This window comes from Streptomyces sp. NPDC037290 (genome assembly GCF_055603245.1).
Genome location: NZ_JBVJVZ010000004.1, coordinates 707,917 through 732,076, shown reverse-complemented (window position 1 = coordinate 732,076; position 24,160 = coordinate 707,917). Strand labels below are relative to the sequence as shown.

26 protein-coding genes are annotated in these 24,160 nt (G+C 72.0%); 9 read left to right on the top strand and 17 right to left on the bottom strand.

The window, feature by feature from the left end:
• Window positions 1-18 precede the first annotated feature (18 nt).
• Window positions 19-654, top strand: coding sequence for a hypothetical protein (locus ACZ7HQ_RS18280; RefSeq protein ID WP_470990596.1), 636 nt, complete (start codon window positions 19-21; stop codon window positions 652-654).
• A 210-nt stretch (window positions 655-864) separates the two neighbouring features.
• On the opposite strand, the gene ACZ7HQ_RS18275 is transcribed toward ACZ7HQ_RS18280, so the two are convergent.
• Window positions 865-1,287 (bottom strand): MarR family winged helix-turn-helix transcriptional regulator, encoded by a 423-nt coding sequence (locus ACZ7HQ_RS18275; protein ID WP_470990594.1) that lies wholly within the window; start codon window positions 1,285-1,287, stop codon window positions 865-867.
• Between the two features lie 163 nt (window positions 1,288-1,450).
• Here ACZ7HQ_RS18275 and eno point away from each other — a divergent pair, with 163 nt between their 5' ends.
• The gene (gene eno, locus ACZ7HQ_RS18270) at window positions 1,451-2,758 is read left to right on the top strand and encodes a phosphopyruvate hydratase (protein WP_470990592.1); all 1,308 of its coding nucleotides are present in this window, start codon (window positions 1,451-1,453) and stop codon (window positions 2,756-2,758) included.
• A gap of 85 nt (window positions 2,759-2,843) precedes the next feature.
• Here the strand turns inward: eno and ACZ7HQ_RS18265 are convergent, their stop codons facing one another.
• Window positions 2,844-3,194: a YciI family protein gene (locus tag ACZ7HQ_RS18265; RefSeq protein ID WP_470990591.1), complete on the bottom strand. Its 351-nt coding sequence runs from the start codon at window positions 3,192-3,194 to the stop codon at window positions 2,844-2,846.
• Window positions 3,195-3,304: 110 nt separating this feature from the next.
• Between ACZ7HQ_RS18265 and ACZ7HQ_RS18260 the strand changes: the two genes are divergently transcribed.
• Window positions 3,305-4,345, top strand: a complete 1,041-nt coding sequence (locus ACZ7HQ_RS18260) for an acyl-CoA dehydrogenase family protein (RefSeq protein ID WP_470990589.1) — start codon at window positions 3,305-3,307, stop codon at window positions 4,343-4,345.
• A 75-nt stretch (window positions 4,346-4,420) separates the two neighbouring features.
• Here the strand turns inward: ACZ7HQ_RS18260 and ACZ7HQ_RS18255 are convergent, their stop codons facing one another.
• The 6 genes from ACZ7HQ_RS18255 to ACZ7HQ_RS18230 all read right to left on the bottom strand — a co-directional run bounded on the left by ACZ7HQ_RS18255 (window position 4,421) and on the right by ACZ7HQ_RS18230 (window position 9,358).
• Window positions 4,421-4,957, bottom strand: coding sequence for an HXXEE domain-containing protein (locus ACZ7HQ_RS18255; protein WP_470990588.1), 537 nt, complete (start codon window positions 4,955-4,957; stop codon window positions 4,421-4,423).
• A gap of 28 nt (window positions 4,958-4,985) precedes the next feature.
• Complete coding sequence (locus tag ACZ7HQ_RS18250; protein ID WP_470990586.1) at window positions 4,986-6,128, bottom strand: LLM class flavin-dependent oxidoreductase; 1,143 nt, start codon at window positions 6,126-6,128, stop codon at window positions 4,986-4,988.
• A 25-nt stretch (window positions 6,129-6,153) separates the two neighbouring features.
• Window positions 6,154-7,338, bottom strand: a complete 1,185-nt coding sequence (locus tag ACZ7HQ_RS18245; protein WP_470990584.1) for an SfnB family sulfur acquisition oxidoreductase — start codon at window positions 7,336-7,338, stop codon at window positions 6,154-6,156.
• A gap of 8 nt (window positions 7,339-7,346) precedes the next feature.
• Window positions 7,347-7,901, bottom strand: coding sequence for an NADPH-dependent FMN reductase (gene ssuE / locus ACZ7HQ_RS18240; protein ID WP_470990582.1), 555 nt, complete (start codon window positions 7,899-7,901; stop codon window positions 7,347-7,349).
• A gap of 126 nt (window positions 7,902-8,027) precedes the next feature.
• Entirely contained in the window at window positions 8,028-9,149 is a 1,122-nt protein-coding gene (gene sfnG / locus ACZ7HQ_RS18235) for a dimethylsulfone monooxygenase SfnG (RefSeq protein ID WP_470990580.1), read from the bottom strand.
• A 131-nt stretch (window positions 9,150-9,280) separates the two neighbouring features.
• Window positions 9,281-9,358 carry a putative leader peptide gene (locus ACZ7HQ_RS18230; RefSeq protein WP_350786652.1) on the bottom strand — a complete coding sequence of 26 codons (78 nt, stop codon included), beginning with the start codon at window positions 9,356-9,358 and terminating at the stop codon, window positions 9,281-9,283.
• A 143-nt stretch (window positions 9,359-9,501) separates the two neighbouring features.
• On the opposite strand from ACZ7HQ_RS18230, the gene ACZ7HQ_RS18225 reads away from it, so the two are divergent.
• Window positions 9,502-10,407, top strand: a complete 906-nt coding sequence (locus tag ACZ7HQ_RS18225) for a LysR family transcriptional regulator (RefSeq protein ID WP_470990578.1) — start codon at window positions 9,502-9,504, stop codon at window positions 10,405-10,407.
• Between the two features lie 43 nt (window positions 10,408-10,450).
• Here the strand turns inward: ACZ7HQ_RS18225 and ACZ7HQ_RS18220 are convergent, their stop codons facing one another.
• Window positions 10,451-10,627 (bottom strand): hypothetical protein, encoded by a 177-nt coding sequence (locus ACZ7HQ_RS18220; RefSeq protein WP_470990576.1) that lies wholly within the window; start codon window positions 10,625-10,627, stop codon window positions 10,451-10,453.
• Window positions 10,628-10,825: 198 nt separating this feature from the next.
• Between ACZ7HQ_RS18220 and ACZ7HQ_RS18215 the strand changes: the two genes are divergently transcribed.
• A complete protein-coding gene (locus tag ACZ7HQ_RS18215; RefSeq protein WP_470990574.1) occupies window positions 10,826-11,260 on the top strand; it encodes an SPW repeat protein in 435 nt (144 codons plus the stop codon).
• 50 nt (window positions 11,261-11,310) lie between these two features.
• Here ACZ7HQ_RS18215 and ACZ7HQ_RS18210 read toward each other — a convergent pair whose 3' ends face one another.
• Both ACZ7HQ_RS18210 and ACZ7HQ_RS18205 read right to left on the bottom strand, forming a co-directional pair.
• Window positions 11,311-11,823, bottom strand: coding sequence for a GNAT family N-acetyltransferase (locus tag ACZ7HQ_RS18210; protein WP_470990572.1), 513 nt, complete (start codon window positions 11,821-11,823; stop codon window positions 11,311-11,313).
• A gap of 64 nt (window positions 11,824-11,887) precedes the next feature.
• Window positions 11,888-13,321 (bottom strand): APC family permease, encoded by a 1,434-nt coding sequence (locus ACZ7HQ_RS18205; RefSeq protein ID WP_470990570.1) that lies wholly within the window; start codon window positions 13,319-13,321, stop codon window positions 11,888-11,890.
• Between the two features lie 118 nt (window positions 13,322-13,439).
• Between ACZ7HQ_RS18205 and ACZ7HQ_RS18200 the strand changes: the two genes are divergently transcribed.
• On the top strand, window positions 13,440-14,624 hold the full coding sequence (locus tag ACZ7HQ_RS18200) for an ROK family transcriptional regulator (protein ID WP_470990569.1): 1,185 nt from the start codon (window positions 13,440-13,442) through the stop codon (window positions 14,622-14,624).
• A 108-nt stretch (window positions 14,625-14,732) separates the two neighbouring features.
• Window positions 14,733-17,453, top strand: a complete 2,721-nt coding sequence (locus tag ACZ7HQ_RS18195) for a glycoside hydrolase family 2 protein (RefSeq protein ID WP_470990567.1) — start codon at window positions 14,733-14,735, stop codon at window positions 17,451-17,453.
• A 40-nt stretch (window positions 17,454-17,493) separates the two neighbouring features.
• On the opposite strand, the gene ACZ7HQ_RS18190 is transcribed toward ACZ7HQ_RS18195, so the two are convergent.
• Window positions 17,494-18,945 (bottom strand): hydrolase, encoded by a 1,452-nt coding sequence (locus tag ACZ7HQ_RS18190; protein ID WP_470990565.1) that lies wholly within the window; start codon window positions 18,943-18,945, stop codon window positions 17,494-17,496.
• Between the two features lie 211 nt (window positions 18,946-19,156).
• Here ACZ7HQ_RS18190 and ACZ7HQ_RS18185 point away from each other — a divergent pair, with 211 nt between their 5' ends.
• Window positions 19,157-19,420, top strand: coding sequence for a GlsB/YeaQ/YmgE family stress response membrane protein (locus ACZ7HQ_RS18185; protein ID WP_470990563.1), 264 nt, complete (start codon window positions 19,157-19,159; stop codon window positions 19,418-19,420).
• Between the two features lie 8 nt (window positions 19,421-19,428).
• Here the strand turns inward: ACZ7HQ_RS18185 and ACZ7HQ_RS18180 are convergent, their stop codons facing one another.
• Together ACZ7HQ_RS18180 and ACZ7HQ_RS18175 are read right to left on the bottom strand one after the other, a co-directional pair.
• Window positions 19,429-20,205, bottom strand: coding sequence for a GNAT family N-acetyltransferase (locus tag ACZ7HQ_RS18180; protein WP_470990561.1), 777 nt, complete (start codon window positions 20,203-20,205; stop codon window positions 19,429-19,431).
• A gap of 40 nt (window positions 20,206-20,245) precedes the next feature.
• Window positions 20,246-20,617: a MerR family transcriptional regulator gene (locus ACZ7HQ_RS18175; RefSeq protein ID WP_470990559.1), complete on the bottom strand. Its 372-nt coding sequence runs from the start codon at window positions 20,615-20,617 to the stop codon at window positions 20,246-20,248.
• 59 nt (window positions 20,618-20,676) lie between these two features.
• Here ACZ7HQ_RS18175 and ACZ7HQ_RS18170 point away from each other — a divergent pair, with 59 nt between their 5' ends.
• Window positions 20,677-21,951 carry an MFS transporter gene (locus tag ACZ7HQ_RS18170; RefSeq protein ID WP_470990557.1) on the top strand — a complete coding sequence of 425 codons (1,275 nt, stop codon included), beginning with the start codon at window positions 20,677-20,679 and terminating at the stop codon, window positions 21,949-21,951.
• A 3-nt stretch (window positions 21,952-21,954) separates the two neighbouring features.
• Here the strand turns inward: ACZ7HQ_RS18170 and ACZ7HQ_RS18165 are convergent, their stop codons facing one another.
• From ACZ7HQ_RS18165 to ACZ7HQ_RS18155, 3 genes are all read right to left on the bottom strand, one after another.
• A complete protein-coding gene (locus tag ACZ7HQ_RS18165; RefSeq protein ID WP_470990555.1) occupies window positions 21,955-22,809 on the bottom strand; it encodes a GNAT family N-acetyltransferase in 855 nt (284 codons plus the stop codon).
• Window positions 22,806-23,246 (bottom strand): hypothetical protein, encoded by a 441-nt coding sequence (locus ACZ7HQ_RS18160; protein WP_470990554.1) that lies wholly within the window; start codon window positions 23,244-23,246, stop codon window positions 22,806-22,808. Before ACZ7HQ_RS18160 ends, ACZ7HQ_RS18165 begins: the two co-directional genes overlap by 4 nt.
• Before the next feature lie 149 nt (window positions 23,247-23,395).
• Entirely contained in the window at window positions 23,396-24,025 is a 630-nt protein-coding gene (locus ACZ7HQ_RS18155) for a chaplin (protein ID WP_470990552.1), read from the bottom strand.
• Window positions 24,026-24,160: the final 135 nt, after the last annotated feature.

Genomic DNA, 24,160 nt, shown 5'->3' with positions numbered 1-24,160 from the left:
ACGAAACGAGGGGAAAACGTGTCTGCACTGCCCAGAGCACGCAAGTTCCGCCGCACCATCGCCCTGACCACCGCCGCGCTCGCTCTCGCCGGCGGAACCGCGTTCGGCGCCGCCACCACGGCGACCGCCGCTGACTCCGCGCCCGCAGCCATCAGTGCCACCGGCGGCGCGGCTCACCCCGCGCAGCACCACATTCCGCGCACGAGCACGGCGACCCCGAGCGTGACCACCGCGTGCAACCCGCGGGTCTGGATCGGGGACAAGGCACCGTACGGCTGGCAGGGGTGGATCACCGCCGGATGGGTCCAGCAGTACTGGAACCAGTGCAACGATCACGTGGGCGTCTACTGGTGGTGGAACCAGGACTTCATCAACCGGGTCGGCGGAACGGCGACCATCAAGGTCAGCTCCCCCTACGGGCCGCTCCTGGCATCCGGCGTCGTCAACACCAGCAACACCCAGTGGTACTTCGAGGCGACGCAGTGGACGCACGGCACGCCGAACCCCGACGCCTGGCGGGCAGGTGCGGAGGTCAACGGCAGCGGCTGCACCGAGTGGGCCACGCTCCACTGGTACGGCGGCCAGGACTGGGATGGCGACCGCGGCGGCTGCAACGACCCGTACGCCCCGTACCCGAATGGAACCCAGCCGTGATCCAGCCGCCGTCGGGCCAGCGCCCCACCGGCTGACCCGGCCCGAGGGCCTTCCGGCCGCTGGTGCCGATGTCGCGATCCACACCAGGCCGGAAGGCCCTCACTCTTCGAGCTCGTCCGGCCGTGGCCCCTGCCGCCCACCTCGCCGACGCGAACCGCGACGCCTTCACCCGCTGACCGCTGACGCCGGAAGAAGGCGACATGCCCGGCCCTAACGCGCGGCGAGCCGCTCCAGCAGGGCGGCGCTCCGTGCCAGCAACGCCTGCTCCTCATCGGTGAGTTCGGCCTCGATGGCCTGCGCGAGCCAACCGGCCCTGCGGCCGCGCTCCGCTTCGAGCGCGGCCCGGCCCGCGTCCGACAGCTCGACCAGCGACTTGCGGCCGTCCGTGGGGTGCGCCCGGCGCGTGACCAGGTTCTGTTCCATGAGCAGTCCCACCGCCCGGGCCATCGACTGGGGGCGTACGCGTTGATCGGCGGCGAGGTCGCTGGTGGTCATGGCGCCGTTGCGGTCGAGTGCACCGAGCACGGCGGCCTGGCCCAGCGGGATGCGGTCCTCGTGTTTGACGCGCCGGGTGAGCCTGCCCATCGCGGTGCGCAGTTCAGCGGCGATGGCGGCGGCTTCCGAGGTGGGCATAAGGCACTTTACCCCGTTGGCCAGCAAAGCTGTGCACCCGACCTGCACAGCAATGCTGTACAGCAAAACTGAGCAGCATTGCTGTAGGGTTTGGGCTTGTCGGGCTCAGCGCCAGCGTTGTCGCAGCCGGGGCCACGGCACACGACAACGGGAAGGAACTCCCATGTCCGCAACGGCGGCCGAAACCGTCAACGCCGTCATCGAGACCGTCACCGCCCGCCGGATCATCGACAGCCGGGGCAACCCCACGGTCGAGGTCGACGTCGTCCTGGCGGACGGGTCCTTGGGGCGTGCGGCTGTCCCCTCCGGCGCCTCCACGGGTGCCAGGGAGGCCGTGGAACTGCGCGACGGAGACTCCACGCGCTGGCACGGCAAGGGCGTCGACCGCGCGGTGGCCCACGTCAACGGGGAGATCGCGGCGGCCGTGCGCGGCCGGGACGCGGCGGATCAGGCGGGTCTCGACGCCGCGCTGGTGGACCTCGACGGCACCGCCACGAAGTCCCGGCTCGGTGCCAACGCGGTCCTCGGCGTCTCCCTCGCCGCCGCCAAGGCCGCCGCTGCCGCCCACCGCCAGCCCCTCTACCGCTACCTCGGCGGCCCTGACGCCCGCCTCCTGCCGCTGCCGATGATGAACATCGTCAACGGCGGCGCCCACGCCGACAATCCGCTGGACTTCCAGGAGTTCATGATCGCGCCCGTGGGTGCGGACACCTTCGCCGAGGCCGTCCGCATGGGCAGCGAGGTCTTCCACACCCTGCGCCGCGACCTGCTGGCCGCCGGGCACTCCACGGGCGTCGGCGACGAGGGTGGCTTCGCGCCGGCACTGCGCACCGCCGAGGAGGCGCTCGACTTCGTGCTGACCGCCATCGAGCGCACCGGCTACCGCCCCGGCACGGACATCGGCCTCGTCATGGACCCGGCGTCGTCGGAGTTCTTCCGCGGCGGGGTGTACGACTACGCGGGCGAGGGGGTGCGTCGCACCCCCTCCCAGCACGCCGACTACCTGGCCAAGCTCATCGACGCCTACCCGGTCGTCTCCATCGAGGACCCGATGGCGGAGAACGACCTGGACGGCTGGCGTGAGCTGACCGCCCGCGTCGGCAACCGCTGTCAGCTCACCGGCGACGACGTGTTCTGCACCAACGAAACGCTGCTGCGCGAGGGCATCCGCACCGGCGTCGGCAACTCGGTCCTGGTCAAGGTCAATCAGATCGGGACCCTCACCGAGGCGCTGGCCGCGGTGGCCACGGCCCACGAGGCGGGCTGGACGGCTGTCATGTCGCACCGCTCGGGCGAGACGGAGGACACCACCATCGCGGATCTGGCGGTGGCGACCGGCTGCGGTCAGATCAAGACCGGCTCGCTCTCCCGCTCCGACCGCACGGCGAAGTACAACCAACTGATCCGGATCGAAGAGGAGTTGGGCGCCTCGGCGCGCTTCGCGGGCCGCTCCGCACTGCGCCGGGCCTGAACAGCCGGCAGAGGCGGAGACCACGGTGGGCCCTGATCACGATCGGGGCCCACTCGCGTTCCGGGAAGGGGCGCGGTACGCGGCCCTAGTGCTGGTCCACGAAGGGCCGCACCTCGATGGGCAGGGTGGTGGCGAGGGCTGCCCTACGGCCCCACGCCAGCGCCTCGTCCAGGTCGGCGGCCCTGATCAGGCACAGTCCGCCCAGGTACTCCTTGCCCTCGGCGTAGGGACCGTCGGTGACGAGGACGTCGCCGTCCTTGGGGCGGAGCACGGTGGCGGTCTCCGGCCCGTGCAGGCCGCCGGCGAACACCCACGCTCCGGCGGCGCGCAGCTCGTCGTTGAAGGCCTCGACGTCGCGCATGATCGCGGCGAGCGCTTCGGGAGCGGGAGGGGTGCCGTCGGCCGGCTGGACCACGCTGAGCAGGTAGTGCTTCATGATGTTCTCCTCTGACTTCAGGGTCTCTCCGACGCCTGTCACCTCCTGCACGAACGGCGGGCCCCCGGATCGACACGGCACCCGGCGGAATCTTCGACAGAATCTCCCGTATGACAGCCGGCACCGCACATCCGCTCGTCGACCGCGCCCGCCGGCTCGCCGCGGACCTGCTGATCCCCGAGGCCGAGCGGGTCGACCGGGAGGGCGTGCCGGAGAGCCATGTCGAGGCGGTGAAACGGTCGGGGCTGCTCGGGGCGGGTGCTCCGGCCGCGTACGGCGGCTCGGGCGCGCCACCGGACGCGGTCCGCCGGATCGCGGAACTCCTGTCCGGGGCGTGCTGTTCGACGTGGTTCGTGCAGACCCAGCACCACACACCGGTGCAGACCCTGCTCCAGAGCGAGCTCCCGGTACGGGACCGGCTGCTGGGCCCGCTGGTACGAGGGGAACTGCTGTCCGGGGTGGCGTACGCGCATCTGCGGTCGTATCCACGTCGCGTCCCCGTGCGCGTGCGCCGGGAGGGCGGCGGCTGGCGGTTCGACGGGACCGTGCCCTGGTACACCGGGTGGGGCCTGAACGACGTGCTGCTGCTCGCCGGGGCGACCGACACGGGTGAAGTGCTGTTCGCCTTCGCCGAGGCCCGCGAGCAGCCGGGGCTGCGGGCATCCGAGCCGATGCGTCTCGCGGCGCTGACCGCCGCGCGCACGGTGTCGCTGGAGCTGGCCGGGCTGTGGCTGCCGGAGGACGCGGTGGCCCTGCGCACGCCGTACGAACGCTGGGCGCCCGGGGACCGGGCCAGGACGCTGAACGCCAGTCCGGCGGTCTTCGGTGTGGCGGAGGCCGCGCTGTCCCTGCTGGACCCGGAGACGTCCGCCCCGCTCACGGCCCGGCTCGCCGACGTCCGCCGCCGCGCCTACGCCCTGGCCGGCCATCCGGCACCACTGGAGCGGGTCGAGGAGCGGCTGGCGGTGCGGGCGCAGGCGTACGAGGTGCTGCGTACGGCCACCACCGCGGCGGTCGTGGCCGGGGGCGGCCGCTCGATGGCCCTCACCAGCCGCGCCCAGCGTCTGGCCCGGGAGGCGCTGTTCCTGCTGGTACAGGGCCAGACGCCCGAGACCCGGGCAGCGCATCTGCGGACCCTGGCAGGCCCCTGAGCCAGGAACGCCCGCGGATACCGGTGCGTGAGTCAGCGCCGCCGCACCGGCTCGGCTGAGCCGGGGTGCTCGTCGTCACCGTCGGCGCAGGGCCGCCTGGGCCAGGGCGTGGGTGCCGACCGCGGCCGTTGCGGCGAAGGCGAGGCCCTCGGCCAGATGACGTGGCCGGGTGGGGCGCAGGACGCCGGCCCGGCGGAGCCGGCCGCGCGCCCACACGGTGAAGGGGAGGACCACCAGGGGCGTGGTCGCGCAGCCCGGTGTGCAGCCGCGCATCGCGGCCGCTTGGGCCAGATGGACCAGGCCGTGCAGACCGAAGGCGTTGAGCGCCGTCTGGTACACGGCCGAGCGGCCCCCGGTCCGGTGACCGTCGGCGGCCGCGGCGGCCAGCACCACCGCCATCGCGGCGACGGCGGTGCTGAACTCCCTCGCGTCCACGGCCTCCAGCCGCCGCCACACCGTCTCCGGCACCCGGGGGAACCTCTTGCGCAACTCCGGCACATGGGTGCGCACCCAGCGCGGCACCATGACCACTTCCTCGGTGTCGTGCACGGCCCACGCGGCCAGCAGGCCCCAGGTGACCGCCCCCGTGATGTCCTTCGGTTCCCGTGTCATGAACGCCCAGTCTGCCAGGGCCGGTTGGTCAGCTCGCGAACGGCACCTGGGCCGAGGCCACGGACGCCGTGCCACCGGGATGCGCCCACAGTCCCTGCGCGGCGAGCCGGGGCAGCACGCCCTCGCCGAACCAGTACGCCTCCTCCAGGTGCGGGTAGCCGGAGAGCACGAACTCGTCGATGCCGAGGGCGTGGTACTCCTTGATCCGCTCGGCGACCTCGTCGTGGCTGCCGACCAGAGCGGTACCCGCACCACCGCGCACCAGGCCGATACCGGCCCACAGGTTGGGGTGGATCTCCAGGCTCTCACGGCTGCCGCCGTGCAGGGCGAGCATGCGCTGCTGGCCCTCCGACTCGCTGCGGGCGAGGCCCGCCTGGACGGCCCGTACGGTCTCCGGGTCGAATCCCTCGAGCAGCCGGTCCGCCTCCGCCCAGGCCTGCTCGGCGGTGTCGCGGGTGATGACGTGCAGCCGGATGCCGAAGCGGAGGCTGCGGCCGTGTCCGGCGGCGAGCTTCCGGATCCAGGCGATCTTCCCGGCGACCTGGGCCGGAGGCTCGCCCCAGGTCAGGTACACGTCCGCGGAGCGGGCCGCGACCTCACCCGCGGCGGGCGAGGAGCCGCCGAAGTACACCTCGGGCACCGGGTCGGGCACCCGGCTGAGCTGCGCCTGCTCGACCCGCAGGTGTTCGCCGTGCAGGTCGACGCTCTTGCCGTCCCACAGGTCCCGCACGATGTGCAGGAACTCGCCGGTACGGCGGTAGCGGGCGTCCTTGTCGAGGAAGTCGCCGTAGGCCCGCTGTTCGTGGCTCTCGCCGCCGGTGACGACGTTGAGCAGCAGCCGTCCGCCGGTCTGCCGCTGGAAGGTGGACGCCATCTGCGCGGCGAGCGTGGGCGAGACGGAACCGGGCCGGAAGGCGACGAGGAACTTCAGCCGCTCGGAGTTCTGGCTGACCATCGCGGTGGTCAGCCATGCGTCCTCGCACCAGGCACCGGTCGGGGTGAGCGCACCCACGAAGCCGAGGTCCTCGGCGGCCCGGGCGATCTGGCTCAGGTAGGCGACCGTCGGGGGCCGGTCCCGGCCAAAGACGGTGGCCGGGGTGCCGTGGCCGCCGCCCACGACATGGCGGCTGTCGCCGTTGGTGGGCAGGAACCAGTGGAAGGTGAGGGACACGGGGGTCTCCGATCGCGAGTGTCCGTTAGAGCAGGCCGTGCCGGGGCGGCCGGGTTCCGTTCAGCACGTACCGGCCGATGTGCTGGACCTTCCAGCGGGCCGGGTCGTGCAGGGTGTGGGTGCGGGCGTCGCGCCAATGGCGGTGCAGGTTCAGGGAGTCGAGCGCGGAGCGGGTGCCGGCCACCTCGAACAGCGCGCTCGCCACCTCCACCGCGGCCTCGGCCGAGCGCACCTTGGCGGCGGCCACCGCGACGGAGGCTTCGGCCGCCGAGTCGTCGGTGAGCCGGGCCCGGGCCGCGTCGACCGCGCGGGCACCCTCCTTCAGCAGTGCCTCGGCCGTGCGTACCTGGAGGGCGAGTTCACCGAAGCGCTGGACGAGCAGGGGGTCCTCGGTGGCCCTCTCGGCTCCGCTCTCGAACCAGGGGCGGCTCCTGGTGCGGACGAACTCGGCCGCCTCCGTGAGCGCTCCCTGCGCGATGCCGGTGTCGATGGCCGCGTGCAGCAACTGGGCGACGGCTCCGTGGAGTTGCGGGCCGCGGAAGGTGAGGTGGTGCGGCAGGACGCGGTCGGCGGGCACGGGGACGGCGTCCAGCCGGACGGTGCCGCTCGCGGTCGTCCGCTGTCCCATGCCGTCCCAGTCGTCGACCACGGTCACGCCGGGGGCGTCCCGGGGGACGTACGCGACGTGCAGGTTGTCGTCCTCGGCGCGGGCCAGCACCGGGATCCAGTCGGCGAAGAGCGCACCGGTGCAGTAGTGCTTGACACCGGTCAGCAGGTACGACCCGTCGGGCCGCGGGCTCAGGCGGGTGCGGATGTCCTGGACGTGCCGGGTGCCGGCCTCGGACTGCGCGTTGCCGAACCGGCGGCCGGCGAGCAGTTCCGCGAAGAAGAACTTCCGCTGCTCATCGGTCCCCTGACGGTGAATCACGTTGACGTAGGCGAAGTGGCTCTGCGGGATCTGGGCGAGGCTGCCGTCGGCCGAGCCGAGCAGCCGGAAGATCTCCGCCAGGGTCCCGGCGCGTACGTCGGCGCCGCCGTGGTCGGCGGGCACGGTCACGGCGAGCAGCCCGGAGGCGGACAGGCGGTCCACCTCGGCCCGTGGCAGCCGCCGCCCGGCGTCCCGCTCGGCGGCCCCGGCGCGGAACTCCACGGCCAGGGCCTCGGCGACGGCGAGCGCCTCGGCGTCGTCGGCGATGACGTGTGCGGTCATGGGGCGGCTCAGCTCGCCGCGGCCAGGGCCGGGGTGCGGTCGAGGACCGCGGAGAACTGGTCCACCACGTGGCCGAGCGCCTCGGCCGTGGCCGGGGCGACGGTGAGCGAGCCGTCCTCCCGGACGGTGATGTCCTTGTCGAGGGTGAACCAGCCCTGGACGATGTGGGCCGCCCCCATGGAGTTCAGCACCGGGCGCAGCGCGTAGTCGATGGCGAGGACGTGCGCGGCGGAGCCGCCGGTGGCCAGGGGCAGCACGGTCTTGCCGGTGAGCGCGTACTGCGGAAGCAGGTCCAGGAGTGCCTTCAGGACACCGGAGTACGACGCCTTGTAGATGGGTGTGCCGATCAGGACGCCGTCGGCACGGGCGAACAGCTCGGTGGCCTCGGCGATGGCGGGGTGCCGGAAGTCCGCGCCGAGCAGGGCCTCGGCGGGGATGGTACGGACGTCCAGCGGAACCACCTGGTGACCCTGGGCGATCAGCCGCTGGTCCAGGTGGCGCAGCAGGCGTCCCGTGCGGGAGGAGGCGGAGGGGCTGCCGGAGACGGACAGGACGGTGGCCATGGGGTGCCTCGTTTTCTGGGGGTGCGCCGGGCGCCCGTACGGGGCGGGCGCCCGGGAGGGGAATCGAATCTCGCGGTGCGATGCGACGCGGTGCGGTGCGGTGCCGTGCAGGAGGTCGGCGGCCGGTCAGGCACGCGCCGGCACGGCCTCCGGCTCCTGCTGCGGCAGCCGGGCCTCCAGCTCCCGCACGAGCGGGAGCACGCGCTTGCCGAAGTACTCGACCTCCTCGTGGTAGTGCAGGAAGCCGAGGAGGAAGAGGTCGACGCCGAGCTTCTTGTAGGCGACGATGCGCTGCGCGATCTGCTCCGGGGTGCCGATGAGCCCGGTACGGAAGCCGTCGTTGTACTGCACGAGGTCCTCGAAGGCGGAGTCCTGCCACATGCCCTTCTTGTCGGCCGTGGACTGGCCCGCCTGCTTCACGGCCGCGCCGAAGCCCTCGACCGCCTCGGTGTCGGCCCTGGCGACGATCTCGCGCAGGGTCTCGCGCGCCTCGGCCTCGGTGTCCCGGGCGATGAGGAAGCCGTTGAGGCCGAACTTCGGTGCGGTGCGGCCCGCTTGGGCGGCGGCGGCGCGGACGTCCTCGATCTGCTCGACGACGCCGTCGAAGTCCTTGCCGTTGGAGAAGTACCAGTCGGAGACCCGGCCGGCCATGCGCCGGGCGGCGGTGGAGTTGCCGCCCTGGAAGATCTCCGGGTGCGGCCGCTCGGGTGTGCTGAGCGGCTTGGGCTTGAGCGAGAAGTCACGCAACCGGTAGAAGTCACCGGCGAGTTCGGCGTGGTCCTCGGTCCAGATCCGGCGCAGGGCGGTGATGAACTCCTCGGACCGGCGGTAGCGCTCGTCGTGCTCCAGCCAGGGCTCACCGAGCGCGGTGAACTCGCCCTTGAACCAGCCGGAGACGACGTTCACGGCGAAGCGGCCGTTCGACAGGTGGTCGGCGGTGGCGCCGAGTTTCGCGAGGACACCGGGGTGCCACAGACCCGGGTGGACGGCGGCGATGACCTTCAGGCGCTCGGTGGCCAGCAGCAGGGCGAGGCTGAAGCTGGTGGACTCGTGCTGGTACTCGGCGCCGTAACTGGCCATGTAGCGGACCTGGCTGAGGGCGTACTCGAACCCGTTGTTCTCGGCGAGTACGGCGAGTTCGCGGTTGTAGTCGTATCCCCAGTCGGTGCGCTGTTCGATCGTGCTGGTGACGAGTCCCCCACTGACGTTGGGGACCCAGTAGGCGAATTTCAGGGGCGCTGCGGGCATGCGGAACTCCTGGTGCGGAATTGCTCGGTGACGTTTTCCGGGCAGGCCGAATTCCGTGCGGGCAGGGAGCGGAGAATTCAGGCGGTGCCGGAGGAGAGCGGGGGCGGCGGACCGGAGGAGGATTCGGGCGATCAGGCCGCGGCGCAACAGGAGGCGCTGGAAACGCGCGCGAGGTCGACATGGCGTCGCCGCGTGAGGTCCAGTCGCATCGTCATGCCGTCGATCGTGGCAGTCGCCGGTCAAAGCCGTCAAGGAGAACCCGACCGGTCTCGTATCGCGGACCACTGAATTTCACGAAGGTGTGACAGGAAAACCCTTGAACCGGTCCGTGGGTGCCCGGCATTGTGCGACGGTGCGGACCGAACAGCTGGAATACATAGCGGCCGTGACCCGGCTCGGCTCACTGCGCCGGGCGGCCGATGAAATGCGCCTGTCCCAGCCCGCGTTGAGCGAGACCGTGCGCAACCTGGAGCGGGAACTCGGGGTGGATCTGTTGGAGCGGAAGCGGTCGGGCGCCACGATGAGCGCGGCGGGCCGGGAGCTGCTGCCGCACATCGTGAGCGTGCTGGAGGCGGTGGACCGGCTGCGGGCGGCGGCCGGCGAGCAGCACCGCATCAGCCGGATGGTGCGCGTCGGGACGGTCAACGCGGCGACCGTGCCGCTGCTGATTCCCGTGCTGCGCGCGTTCCGGTCCGCGCATCCGGTCACCCAGGTCGAGGTGGTCGGGGCGCAGCAGACGGAGATCCAGCGCGGTCTCGTGGAGGGCGGCTTCGACCTGGGGCTGGTGAACCACCTGGACGGCGACGACGTGCCGGCGGGCATGGAGTGCACACAGCTGCTGCGCGGCCGGCCGGTGGTGTGCCTGCGCCCGGACAGCCCGCTCGCCTCACTGCCGGCGGTCGGTGCCGAGGACCTGCTCGGTGTGCCGTTGATCGCGATGCGCACCGGTTATGTGATGCACCGGTACGTGCACCGGCTGCTGTCCGGCCGTACGCCGGCGTTCTCCTGCTCCACCGACGGCGCGGAGATGGGCAAGCTGCTGGTCGCCGAGGGGCTCGGGGTGACCGTGCTGCCCGACTTCAGTGTCCTCGGGGACCCGCTGGAGCGGTCCGGCACGATCACCTGCCGGCCGATCGCCGGCGACACCACCCGGGTGCTGCTGATGCTCCAGCGCCGACGCGCGGAGTCGGTGCCGCAGGCGGCCCGGGACCTGCACGCGGCGTTCGTACACCGGGCACGGGAACTGACGGCGGCCTGAGCCCGGCACGCCGGGCCCCCGCGTCCCGGCCGCGGGTCCCCGCTCAGCGGTGGCCGTCGCCGTCCGGCGCCTCGGCGACGACGAGGAAGGCGTCGGACTTCAGGTCCATCACCACGGTCACCCGCTCACCCGCGGCCCGGCGCGCGGCCGCGTACTCCTCGGCGGGCCACGATCCGCGCGGGGCCCCCGCGGGGAACCGCTCCAGCACCTTCGCATCCATGACGGTCGGTCACCTCCAGGGTCGGCAGCCGGACGGAATGTACGTCCTGTACTTCTCGGCTTCCCCGGGTCGACGCCGACATGTCACCCGACGCGGGTCTACACATAAAGAATAAATAAGAGCAAACTGGGAATATGCGGGGATATCCGCACACCGCACCAGACGCGGTCTGGCCTGCGAAGTCAAAGGAGACGAGTCATGGCCAACCTGCACAGGGGTGATATGACGACCCACCCCGATGTCTCCGAAATGCGGGACCGCTACGCCCGTATGCTCGGCGGTCGTGATGTGGCGCTCGTGGACGGGCCGGTCTTCCTGCTCGGGCTCTACTGCGCGGCATCTCCGTGGATAGTGCACTACACGGCGAGCCAGCCCGCCCTGATGACGCACAACCTGATCATCGGTGTCGCGATAGGGCTGCTGGCACTGGGATTCACCCGGGCCCCCGAGCGGATGTACGGCCTCAGCTGGGCCATGTGCGCCATGGGCATCTGGATGATCATCGCCCCCTGGATCGTGGGCAGCGGCCCCGACGCGGGCGTGATCATCAACAACATCGTCATCGGCGCACTCGCGCTCGTACTCGGCCTCGTCTGCGCCGGTACGGCGGCGAGGAGCACCCCCAGGCCGTAGTCGAGGACGCGAGGAAGGTGAGGCCGGTCCGCCTGGCGGACCGGCCCCGCTCAGCCGGTCACGGCGAGGGAGATCCACACGTCCGGAGGCAGCTCCGGCCGGTCCGGCACCGGCCGGAGCTCGCGCGTCCAGGCGTCCCCGGCCAGCACCCGGGCGACGTACGGCCAGAACCGTACGGCGACCGGGTTGTGGTCCTGGTAGGCGATCTCCCACGTCCCGGGGTGCCGGCGCAGCACCTCCTCCACGAGGCGCGTCCCGAGCCCGCGCCGCCGCGCGCCGCGCACGACGAAGAAGCTGTTCAGCACCCGCACCGGGCCGTCGAGCCCGCGCACGAACGCGAAGCCGACGGGACGCTCGTCGCTGAGGAACAGGTACGGCGCCCAGTCCGCCCGGGTGAAGGCGCAGTCGACCCACTCGTCGCGGAAGCCGCCGTCGGGGGCGGGCAGGACGCCCCCGAACTCGGAGAGGTCGTGTCGGAACATCAGCCACAGCCGTGCGACGGTGGGCCGGTCCTGATGGGTGGCGGGGCGGACGGTCACGTCCGCCGGGAATGTCTCGGTCATACACGCAGCCTCCCCGGCGGACATGGTGTCCGGTCCGGGGAGGCTCGCGAAGTCTGCCGTAACCCTAGCTCATCTCAAGGACCTTGTACTCCTCGGTGATCTCCCGCTCGCCGAACGGCCACACCTTCTCGGTCCGCGCCCACACGACGAAGGCCACGCAGCCGAGGGCGAGCCAGGCCAGGGACCACTCGATGGGGTGGCGGCCCGGGGAGTTCCTGTCGGCATAGCCGTAGATCACGCACCAGCCGACGAACGCGATGACGCCCGGCAGGGGGTAGAGCCACATCCGGTAGGGGCGGCGCAGGTCCGGCCGGCGCCGGCGCAGCACGGTCACGGCCACGATCTGGGCGAGCGCCTGGACGATCACCATCACCGTGGTCAGGAGCTGGATCAGGGTGGCGAGGTCGGTGTGGCGGCCGATCAGGAAGCCGACCGCGGTGATCACGCCCATGGTCGCGAGGCCCAGCGTCGGGAAGCGGTGCTCGGGGTGCAGCTTCTCGTACGGCTTGAAGAAGACGCGGTCGCGGGCGGCGTCGTACGGCACCCGGGAGCCGCCGAGCAGGCCGGTGAAGACCGAGGCGAACGCCGTGACCAGGATCAGCACGGTCACCGTGTCGGCGGCACCCTTGCCCCAGGTCCTCTCCAGCACCGCCGAGGCGACCGAGGTGGAGGCGATGTCGTGCGGGTCGGACATCCGCTGCCAGTCGATCACCCCGAGCGTGCCGATCTGGAGCAGCAGGTAGATCGCCATGATGCCGAGGATGGAGAAGAGGATCGAACGCGGGAGCGCGCGGCCGGGGTCCTTGATCTCGGCGCCCATGTAGGCGGTGGTGTTGTAGCCGAGGTAGTCGTAGATGCCGATGGTCAGGCCCGCGGCGAAGCCCAGCCAGAAGTGGTTGCTCGTCAGGTCGAAGGCGCCCGACGGGTAGGTGAAGGCCCGGTGCGGACTGAAGTCGGTGGCCGCGGCGCCGATGACCAGCACCACCGAGGCGATCATCACGGTCCACATCACGGCGGTGATGCGCGCGATGTGCTCGATGCCGCGCCAGAGCAGGAGCACGACCAGGGCGATGACGCCGAGGCCGGTCAGGTCGCCCGCCGTCGGCCCGAGGTCCGGGGCCAGGTACCCCAGGTACTGCACGAAGCCCACCACGCCCGTGGACATGATCAGCGGGATGAAGAGCATCGCCGTCCACACGAACAGGAACGGCATCAGCCGGCCCGTGCGGTACTGGAAGGCCTGGCGCAGATAGACGTAACTGCCGCCGGAGCCGGGCATGGAGGCGCCCAGTTCGGCCCAGACCAGGCCGTCGCACAGGGCGAGGACGGCGCCCGCGACGAAGCCGATGACCGCCTGGGGGCCGCCGAAGGCGGTGACCATCAGCGGGATCGTGACGAACGGGCCGATGCCGCACATCTGGCTCATGTTGATGGCCGTGGCCTGGAACAGGCCGACACGGCGAACGAAACCACCCGTGGGTGGAGGACTACCGGACATGGGGACTCCTGACGCCACGGGCGGCCTCGGCGGCACCCGGCGGGCTGACTGGCCGATAAAGTTAAGGAGCCTTACTAGGGGCGTCAAGTATGCGCCGGGAATACCTGAGAATGGTCCGATGACCGCCAGTGACGTCGAAGAGCAGCAGGAACAGCCCTGGAGCCGCCGGCGGCTGCGCAGCGCCAACGAGCGGCTGCTGCTGGACCGGCTGCGCGCCCTCGGCGCCGCGTCGCGCGCCCAGCTGGCCCGGGAGACCGGCCTGTCGAAGCCGACGGTCTCCAGCGCGCTGGCCTCTTTGGAGACGGCCGGCCTGGTGCACGAGGTCGGCACCCACGCCCCGGAGCGCGGACGCACCGCCGTGCTCTATGCCCCCGACCCCGCCGCCGGGTACGCGCTCGGCGTGGACATCGGCCGGGGCTGGCTGCGGGTGGCGGTGGTCGACCTGGACGGCACGGTCGTCGCCAGGGCCGACGTGCGCAACCGGGCCCGCGCCTCGGCCGCCCTTGCCGACCTGGTCGTGGGCACCGCCCAGCAGGTGATCGCCAACTCGGGGGTGGACCCGGCCGAGGTGGTGCACGGCGTGGTCGGCACGCCCGGCGTCTACGACGCGAAGCAGCGCAGGGTGCGGTACGCCATGCACCTGCCGGGCTGGGGGCGGGCGGGGCTCGTCGACCGGATGCGCGAGGAGCTGGGGGTGCCGCTGGAGGTGCACAACGACGCCAATCTGGCCGCGCTCGGCGAGTACACGTACGGCGTCGCGGCGGGCAGCAGGCTGTTCGCGTACATCCTGATCGGCACCGGACTCGGCATGGGCGTCGTCAGCGAGGGGCGGCTGTTCACGGGGGCGCACGGGCTGGCCGGTGAGATCGGCTTCCTGCCCTGGCCGGGCCGGCACAAGCCGGAGCGGCTGGAGGACGCGGTGTCCGGGGTGGCCGTGGTGGAGGCCGCCCGGGAGTTCGGGATGCGCGGGCAGCTCACCGCGAAGGCGGTCTTCGACGCGGCCCGGCAGGGCCATCCGGCCGCCGCGCGGGCGGTGGAACGGGAGAGCGAGCGGATCGCGCACACCGTGGCGGCGGCCGCCGCCGTGCTCGACCCCGACCTGGTGGTGCTCGGCGGCGGCGTCGGGCACAGCGTCGACCTGCTGCTGCGCCCGGTCCAGGAGCACGTGCGCACCCTCACCCCGCTGCGTCCGCGGATCGCGCCGAGCCGGCTCGGCGAGGACGCGGTCCTGCTCGGCGCGGTGGCCACGGCGCTGGAGACGGCACGGGACCTGGTGTTCGAGCGCAGGGCGGCCGGAAGCTGACCGGCTCAACACCGCCGGGGCCGACGGTCATTGACACGGCCTGCGCCGCCCCCTAGCTTGAGCCAGGTTAGTAAAGTTTCCTAACTTTACGAGGCCGGTGCTTCTGCCATGCTCCCTCGCCCCGCCGCCACACGCCGGTACGCCGTCACCGGGCTGGCCCTCGCCCTGCTCGGCTCCCTGACCAGCGGCGCCTGGGCCGGCGCCGGACACCAGGTACCGCCGCACGGGCCCGTCCCGGCCACCCGCGTCCCCTCCGCGGCCGGCACCGGCACCCCGCTCAACGGATACACCATCCAGTCCTCGACGAAGATGAGCGACGCACCGGCGGCCGTCTCCTCCCCCGGCTACCCGGCCAAGGGCTGGTTTCCGGCGGGGCCCCGCTCGACGGTCCTGGCCGCACTGCTCGCCGACGGCGTGTACGCCGATCCGTTCTTCTCCACCAACCAGCAGAAGATCGCGAAGGCCGACTTCCAGGTCCCCTGGTGGTACCGCTCCGACTTCACGGTCGACGACACCACCCGGCGCACCTTCCTCGACTTCAGCGGGGTGATCTCCGCGGCCGACGTCTATGTCAACGGCCACCAGGTGGCGAAGGCCGCCGACGTCACCGGCGTCTACCCGCACCACGAACTGGACATCACCGCGCTGGTCAGGTCCGGCACCAACACGGTCGCCTTCCGCATCCAGCCCAACGACCCGAGCAAGGACCTCACCATGGGCTGGCTGGACTGGCTCCAGCCGCCCGCGGACCGGAACATGGGCATCGTCCGGGACGTCGTGGTGCGCAGGAGCGGCCCGGTGGCGCTGCGTGACGCGCACGTCGTGACCAGGCTCGCGATGCCGTCGCTCGCCTCCGCCGACCTCACGGTGCGGGCACAGGCCCGCAACGACACCGGCGCCGCGGTCACCGCCGAGGTCACCGGACGCATCGGCGCGACGACGTTCACCCGGCAGGTGCCGCTGGCCGCCCACGAGACGAGGACCGTCACCTTCTCCCCCGCCGACACCCCTGGCCTGCGTCTCACCTCGCCCAAGGTGTGGTGGCCGGCCGGGATGGGTGGTCAGCCGCTGTACGACCTCGACCTGACGGCGTCCGTCGCCGGTACGGCTTCGGACACCGCGCACGAGACCTTCGGCATCCGTGACGTCCAGGCGCCCCTGAACGCCGACGGCGCTCGCGAGTACCGGATCAACGGCCGCAGGCTGCTGATCAAGGGGGGCGGCTGGTCCCCGGACGAGTTCCTGCGCTGGGACCGCACGTATGCCGAGGACCGGCTGAAGTACGCCGTCGACCTGGGTCTGAACACGATCCGCCTGGAAGGCCACCTGGAGCCGGACGAGTTCTTCGACCTGGCCGACCGCTACGGCGTGCTCACCCTGCCCGGCTGGGAGTGCTGCGACAAGTGGGAGGGCCAGGTCAACGGCAGCGAGGCCGGCGACAAGTGGACCGAGGCCGACTATCCGGTGGCGCAGGCGTCCATGGCCGCCGAGGCCGCCCGGCTGCGCGACCACCCGAGCGTGATCTCCTTCCTGATCGGCAGCGACTTCGCCCCCGACGCGAGGATCGAGAAGACCTACCTGGACGCCCTGAAGGCCGCCGACTGGACCGCTCCGGTGGTCCCCGCCGCCTCCGGGAAGGCGTCCCCGCAGCTCGGCGGTTCGGGCATGAAGATGACCGGGCCGTACGACTGGGTACCGCCGGGGTACTGGTACGCCAAACGCGAGGGCGGGGCCACCGGCTTCAACTCCGAGACCAGCGCGGGCCCGGGCATCCCCACCCTCGACACGCTCCGCCGCATGATGACCCCCGCCGAACTGGACACCCTCTGGAAGGACCCGGACGCCAAGCAGTACCACCGCTCGCCGTCCCCGACCTTCGGCACGCTCAAGATCTACGACGCCGCCCTCGCCGGCCGCTACGGCGCCCCGACGAGCCTCGCCGACTATGTGCGCAAGGCCCAGCTGGCCCAGTACGAGAACGTCCGCGCCCAGTACGAGGCCTACGACCGCAACGCCACGGACTCCACGGCGCCCTCGACCGGCGTCATCCACTGGATGTTCAACAGCGGCTGGACCTCGCTGCACTGGCAGCTGACGGACCGCTACCTGGACCAGGGCGGGGCCTACTTCGGCGCGAAGAAGGCGAACGAGCCGGTGCACGTCCAGTACTCCTACGACGACCGCTCGGTCGTCGTCGTCAACCACGGGCACGCCCCGGCGAGCGGCCTCACCGCACGCGCCACGCTGTTCGATCCCGACGGCACGCAGAGGTACGACAAGACCGCCACGGGCCTGGCGGTGAGCGGCGACGGGGCGCACGGCACCGCCTTCACCCTGCCGTCCTCGGTGAGCGGACTGGCGTCGGCGTATCTGCTGCGTCTGGTCCTGACGGGCGCGGACGGCAAGGAGGTGAGCCGGAACGTGTACTGGCTCTCCACCCGGCCCGACGCCCTCGACTGGAGTGGTACCACCTGGTACTACACGCCCACGACGAGCTACGCCGACCTCCAGGGGCTCGCCTCGATGGCGCCGGTGCCGGTGTCGGCGACGGCGGTCACCGAGTCGTCGGAGGGGACCTCGACCACGACGGTCACGCTGCGGAACGCGGGCAGCGGGAAGACCCCGGCGCTGCTGACGGACGCCCACCTCGTGGACGGGCAGGGGAAGCCGGTGCTGCCGGTGCGCTGGTCGGACAACGAGGTGAGCCTGTGGCCGGGCGAGTCGGTGACGCTGACCGCCACCTACCGCACGGCCGATCTGCACGGCTCGGCGCCGGCTGTGCGGGTCTCCGGCTGGAACGTACCGCAGACCACGGTGCCGGCGGCCTGACCGGGCGGGGGCGGGCCCGGACGGCCCGCCCCCTCGTGGTTCAGCTGACGTTGAGCGCGGTGTCGTCGATCACGAACGACGTCTGGAGGGTGGAGCCCTCCGTGCCGGTGAACTTGACGGTGACCGTCTGGCCCGCGTAACTCGCGAGGCTGAAGCTGCGCTGGGTGTAGCCGCTCGCCGCGTTCAGGTTCGAGTAGGTCGCGAGCGTCGACAGCACCGTGCCGCTGCTGTTGACCACCTGTGCCTTGAGGGTGTCGTAGGCCGTCGAGGTGCTCGTCTCCGCTGTGTCCACGTGCAGGTAGAAGGAGAGCGTGGCAGTCGTGCAGCCCGCGGGGACGGTCACCGGCTGGGAGAGCGTGTCGGTGTGGGCGGAACCGTAGCCGTCCAGCCAGGCCTTGTAGGAGCCGGTGCGGGCGGCCTCACCCGTGTCGTTGCTGATGACACCGCTGGAGGCGGTCCAGGAGGTGGCACCGGACTCGAAGCCGGGGTTGGCCAGCAGCTGGGCGGCGGTGCAGCCGCCGGTGCCGCCGCCTCCGCCACCGCTGCTGGTGCCCGAACCGGCCAGCCAGGCCGTGGTGTTGAGGGCGAGGGCCGCGTTGGTGGCGCCGGAGTCGTTCCAGCCGTCGTACAGGGTGTTGCCGGACTGGCCGGTGCCGTCGTCGATCGGGGAGCTGTCGCCCCAGAAGGCGACCCGGCCGCTGCCGAACGTACTGGTGAGGAAGAAGGCACCGGTGTTGCCGGAGTAGCCGCTGCGGTAGACCAGGCCCTTGACGGAGGAGTTGTCGGCGGGCTTGAGGGTGGCGGTCGTGCCGTCGGCGATCAGGCTCTTGGTGACCGTGCCGAAGGAGCCGTGCAGGACCGGGTTGGTGCTGTCGCTGATCGCGGCCGGGTAGTCGCTCTTGACGTCCAGCGAGTCGATCGAGAAGCCGAACGGGTCGGTGGAGTCGACGCTGTTGTTCGTCATCAGGTCGTTGAGGATCTCGACCGCGTCCTCGCCGTCGTTGTTGCGGTCGGCTCCGGTGTGGTCGGAGATCATGAACAGCCCGCCGCCGTTCTTGACGAAGTTCATGATCGCCGTCTTCTCGGCGCTGGTGAACAGCGTGTTGGGCTCCGGGAGGACCAGCGTGTCGAAGTTCGACAGGTCGAGCGAGGACGAACCGCCGTAGCTGAGGCTGGAGCCGGACGGCAGGGTCTTCAGGCTGTAGTCGCCCGTCTTCTGCAGCGCCACGCCCCAGGAGGACAGGGCGCCGGTCCAGTCCGTCTCGGCCGACGGGGTGGAGTCCTGGCCGAGCGGGTCGGGCTGGCTGGTGGAGATGATCCAGTCGGCGTTGCCGGCCGTCTCGGCGTGGGCGTTGTCGAACAGGATGCGGTGCGTGGTCGCCGCGTGGGCGGCGGTGCCGCTGCCGACCTGGACCGCGGCCCCGGCGAGCAGCAGCCCGAATCCGGCCAGGGCGGTGGTGAGTCTGCGGCGGGATCTCCTGGATCCAAGCATCCGGCGAACCTCCATGAGGGGTGGGGAGAGGCGGTGCGGCGCCAAGTCTGCGCGCGTAGAGCCCGCTTGAGGGTTCTACACGCGTCGATTGGTTGAAAGGTACATGGCATGAAGGCCGGATGAACAGAAAGTCCCGGCAATGAGCCGAGCGGACTGCCTCCGCTCACAGCGGGCAGACGATGAGCGGGAGGCAACACAAAAAGGGGTGGTCATGGAGATCTCGGGCATCATCAGCGCCATCGTCATCGGCCTTGTCATCGGCGTCCTGGGGCGCCTGGTCGTCCCCGGACGACAGCACATCGGCATCCTGTGGACCATCGTCGTCGGCATCGTGGCCGCGCTGCTGGGCTCGGCGATCGCCGCCGGCTTCGGGGTGGCGGACACCAAGGGGCCCGACTGGATAGAGTGGTTCATCCAGATCGCCCTCGCCGCGGCGGGGATCGCGGCCCTGGACCGGGCCCGGGTGCGCCACTGACGCCGGGGTCAACCCCCGTACAGATAGGGGGTCGTGGTGCTCAGGGCGTGGAAGCCGAGGCGTTCGAGGATCGGGCGGCTCATCGCTGACGCGTCGACCTGGAGGTAGCGGTAGCCGTGGGCGGCGGCCACGCGGGCACGGTGGGCGACCAGGGCGCGGTAGACGCCCCGGCCCCGCCAGGCCTCGACGGTGCCGCCGCCCCACAGCCCGGCGAACCAAGTGCCGGGCACCATCTCCATCCGGGCGGCGCTGACGGGTTCGTCGCCGGCGAGGGCGACCACGGCGACGACCGTGCCGGGGTCGGCGGCCAGGCGGGCGAGCAGCCGGTGCCGCAGCCGGGTGCCGTCGGTCCCGAAGGCCTTCTCGTGGACGTCCACGACGAGGTCGACGCCGGCCGGGTCGGTGGCCCGCACGAGCCGGACGCCCGCGGGCGGTTCGGCGTCCACGGCGAACCGTTCGGTCTCGCCGACGAGCAGCGTCTCCTCCGGCTCGGCACGGAATCCGGCGGCGGTGAGCCGGTCGCCGAGGTCCGCCGGCCGGTCATGGCCGTAGAGCTTCCACTCGAAGTCGCGGCCGAGGCTCGTGTAGTGGGCGATCTGGTCCTGGATCGCCCGGTCCGCGCCCACCCGGTCCAGGTCGGACCAGAGCACGCCGTTCCAGCCGTGCGCGTCCGCGACCTGACGCACCACGCCGCCGGCCCGTTCGATCCGGGCAGCGGGGCCGTCCGGGGTCGCGTTCTCGCGCATGTCACGGTCGTAGTGGGCGAGCACCGCCGAGTGATCCATGGGCCCAGCTCAGCAGGAATGCTCCGGCCGGGCAACGCGATTACCGCGGGTCCGGCCGCACGGCGGCCAGATAGGCGCTGAGCCGGTCGCGGTTGCGGGACAGGCAGTCGATGCGGGACTGGATGCGCTCGATGTGTGCCTGGAGCAGGGCGGCCGTCGTGGAGGTCACGCACTCGGCGGGCGGGTGGAGTTCGCCGGGGCCGGAGAGGAACGGCAGGATGGCGCGGATCATCTCCGTGGTCAGTCCGGAGTCCAGCAGGCCGCGGATCTGCTGGATGTCGGCGACCGCGGACTCCGGGTAGCTGCGATAGCCGTTGGCGGCGCGGTCGGGGTGGAGGAGATCCTGTTCCTCGTAGTAGCGCAGCAGGCGGGTGGGAACGCCCGTGCGGTGGGAGAGTTCACCGATCCGCATGCCTGCCTCCCCGTCCACGCTTGACCTTCACACTGATGTCAGGCTCCGACCATGGTCGCATGACCGTGTCCTCCACGCCTTCCCGGGTCAAAGCTGGTCCGCTGCCGTGGTCGGGGCTGCTGGCCCTGTCCTGTGCCGCGTTCACCGCCGTTCTCACGGAACTCCTGCCGGCCGGCCTGCTGCCCGCGATGGCGCCCCCGCTGGGGGTGACCGAGTCCCGGATCGGTTACCTGGTCACCGCCTACGCGGCCGCCTCCTTCCTGGCCGCGGTCCCGGTCACCGCGGCCCTGCGCGGGCTGCCACGGCGGCCGGTGCTGTGCGGCGCCCTGCTGGGCTTCGCCGTCAGCAACGCGCTGGTGGCGCTGTCGTCCTCGTATCCGCTCACGTTCGCGGCACGGCTGCTGGCCGGCGCGACCGGCGGCACGCTGTGGGCGATGCTGGCCGGTTACGCGGCCCGGACGGTACCGGCCGAGCGGCGCGGGCGGGCCATCGCGATCGTGCTCGCCGGCATCACCCTGGCCCTGTCCCTCGGAGTGCCCGCCGGTACCGCCCTCGCCGGTGCCGTGGGCTGGCGGGCGGCCTTCGCGACACTGGCCGCGCTCGCCGTCCTGATCGCAGGCTGGACACGGCTGCGGGTGCCCGCCTTCCCCGGCGAACCCACGCACGCGCGCGTGCCGCTCATCCGGGTCGCGCAGCGCCCCGGCATCCGCCCCGTGCTGTCGGTGACCCTGTTCCTGCTGCTGGGGCACCAGGTGATGTACACCTACGTCGCCCCGTTCGCCCGGCAGGCCGGCTACGGCCGTACGGGCCTGCTGCTCGCGGTGTTCGGGACGGCCACCGTGGCCGGGATCTGGATCACCGGGGTCCTGATCGACGGGCACCTGCGCGCGACGCTGCTCGGTGCGCTCGCGCTGTTCGCCGGGGTCCTGATCGTGCTGGGCCTGGGGTCGCGGGCGCACCCGCTGCTGCTCGGCGCGGTGGCGCTGTGGGGCGTGGCCTTCGGCGGGGCGCCGACGCTGATCCAGACCGCGCTGGTCGACGCCTCGGGGCCGGCCGAGGCCGACGTGGCGACGGCGTTGCAGACCACGGTCTACAACGCGGGCATCGCCGCCGGTTCCCTCACCGGCGGCGTGGCGCTGGACGCGCTGGGCCCCGGAGCCCTCCCCTGGACCGCCCTGCCGCCGGCCGTGCTGGCCCTGGCCACGGTCGCTGCGGCCCGGCGGTACGCCTTCCCGCGCCTGCGGCACGCCGTTGCCCCGCGGGCGGACGCGCCGGCCGAGCCCGTACCGCCGCCCGAGGTGCGCTGCCGCACACGTCCGCGTCAACGCTCCTGAGCGTCAGCCCAGTTCGAGCGTGGTGACGCCGAACACGCGGTGCCGGGCGTGCTCACGGACCGGCCCGGTGTACATGCGGGCCGTCTCGAACGAGGCCTTGAGTCCCGCCTGTTCGGCGAGCGCGACGCCGGCCGCGTTCGGCTCGGGTACGTCGATGGCGACCTCGCGTCCGGCGATGTCGGCCGTGAGGGCCGCGAAGAGGGCGCGGGCGTCGTCGGCGGTGTCCGCGAAGAGGGGGCCGATGCGCAGGGTGTCCCGGCCGGGACGGAGCACGCCGTAGCCGGTGATGCGGGCGCCGTCCTGGCGGACGACGGCCCGGTGACCGGGGCCGGTGAGCCACTCGGTGAGGAAGCGCGGGCGGTCGGCCGGGGTGCAGGCGCTGTCGTAGGCGGTGATCGCGGCGAGGTCGGCGGGGCCGGCCGGCCGGACGCCCGCGGGCGTCCCGCTCCGCGGGGCGGTGCCGGCGAACCGGATGGTGCGGTAGGCGAGTTCGAACCCGGACTGGCGGTAGTTGTCCTGCTGGGCGACGACGCCGTCCAGGCCGACGGTGCGGTTGCCGGCGTGGGCGAGGGCGGTCTTCCAGGTGGTGAGGCCGTGGCCGTGGCCGCGCAGGTCGGGGCGGACGAGATAGCAGCCCAGGAAGGCGTAGTCCGCGCCGTAGTTCACGACGGAGATGGCCGAGACCGGCTCCCCGTCGATCCGGCCGAGGAAGAACCCGTCGGGATCCTGCGCGAAGAACGCGGGACCGTCGGACACCCCCGGGTTCCAGCCCTCCGCCGCCGCCCATCCGGCGATCACCGGCCAGTCGTCGAGGGTGGCCTGTGTGACGACGAGGTCGTGGGGGGCCGCAGAGGTCATCGGTGCGCTCCATTTCCGTCGGGACCGGACTGCCGTGCCGCATCCTTCCGGATCAACGGGGGCCGCGCCACGGGGAGATCAGCCGTTGCGCGCCCCAGGGGAAGCACCGTCGCCGCGACGAAGAGTCCGAACAGGGTGATGGGCAACAGCCCCACCGGCTGCAGCAGTCGATCAGGGTTCGCCTTCACCCAGGACCAGTTGACGTACCAGTTGCCGAGGACGTCCGGTGTCATCACGCCGCCCGCCGCCCAGACGGCCGAGGGCCGCGCTCGCAGGGTCAGGACGACGACCAGGGGGTCGAGGACGACCAGGGCGAGAAAGAACACCTGCAACGGGAGCGGGCCGAAGCCGGAGTAGGCGTGGATGCCGTCCCGCACCAGGTAGAGGACGTGGGACCAGGTTCCCTCCAGGAATCCGCCGACATACACCACGAGCACCCAACGAGTCGGGCGTGACAGTGCCCGCCATCGCTCGTGTACGCCGCCCGTCATCCGGTCAACTTACCGCGCCCTGGGCGACGTCGGCCCGTGGCCGCCCGGTACCCCACCGGGCCGGCGTCCGGTGGGGCCTTTTCGGGGGTGCCGGGTCAGATGCGGTGACCGGGGCGGAAACGGCGGTAGAGGGCCGTGCCCGCGAGGAGGAGCGTGGCGCTGCCGGCGACGGCGGGGGCCGTCACGTCCATTCCGGTGTGGGCCAGCACCGCCGCCTGTGTGACGGGGTTCGCCCGTGGGCTGGGGCGGTGCTTGGCGGGGGCCGGCGGCTTCGGGCTGCGCGGATGGCGGGGGGTGGCGGGCGCCTCGCCGTTGACGGAGTGGTTGCCCTCGGCCGGGTTGCCCACCCCGATCACGTTGACGCTGTTGCCACTGAGGTTGACCGGCAGGTCGACGGGGAGCTGGATGTCGTTGCCCGACACCACGCCGGGCGAGTCCTGTGCGCCGCCATGGGCGGACGCCCCGCCGGAGGCGGACGAGCCGGCCTTGCCGGCACCGCGGTTCGCGCAGGCGTTGCCGGCGGCCGGGTTGAGCAGCCCCACCACGTTCACGGTGTTGCCGCACACGTTCACCGGCACATGCACCGGGAGCTGGATGCCGTTGCCGGAGATCAGCCCGGGTGAGCCGGCCGCGGAGCCGTCGGCGCCCGCGCCGTCGGCCGCGAAGGCGGCGGACACCGGCAGCGCCAGGGCCATCGCCCCGGAGGCGGCGGCAATGGCGATCACACCGTTTCGGGTAGCCCGTCTCATAGGTTCCCTGCCTTCCAGACGTCGTCACGGGTACTCACCCGCACCACATAGAACGCAGGCGAACCATCCGAGTTATGGCTTATCGGTCTTTCACCCCGTCGAGCGACACTG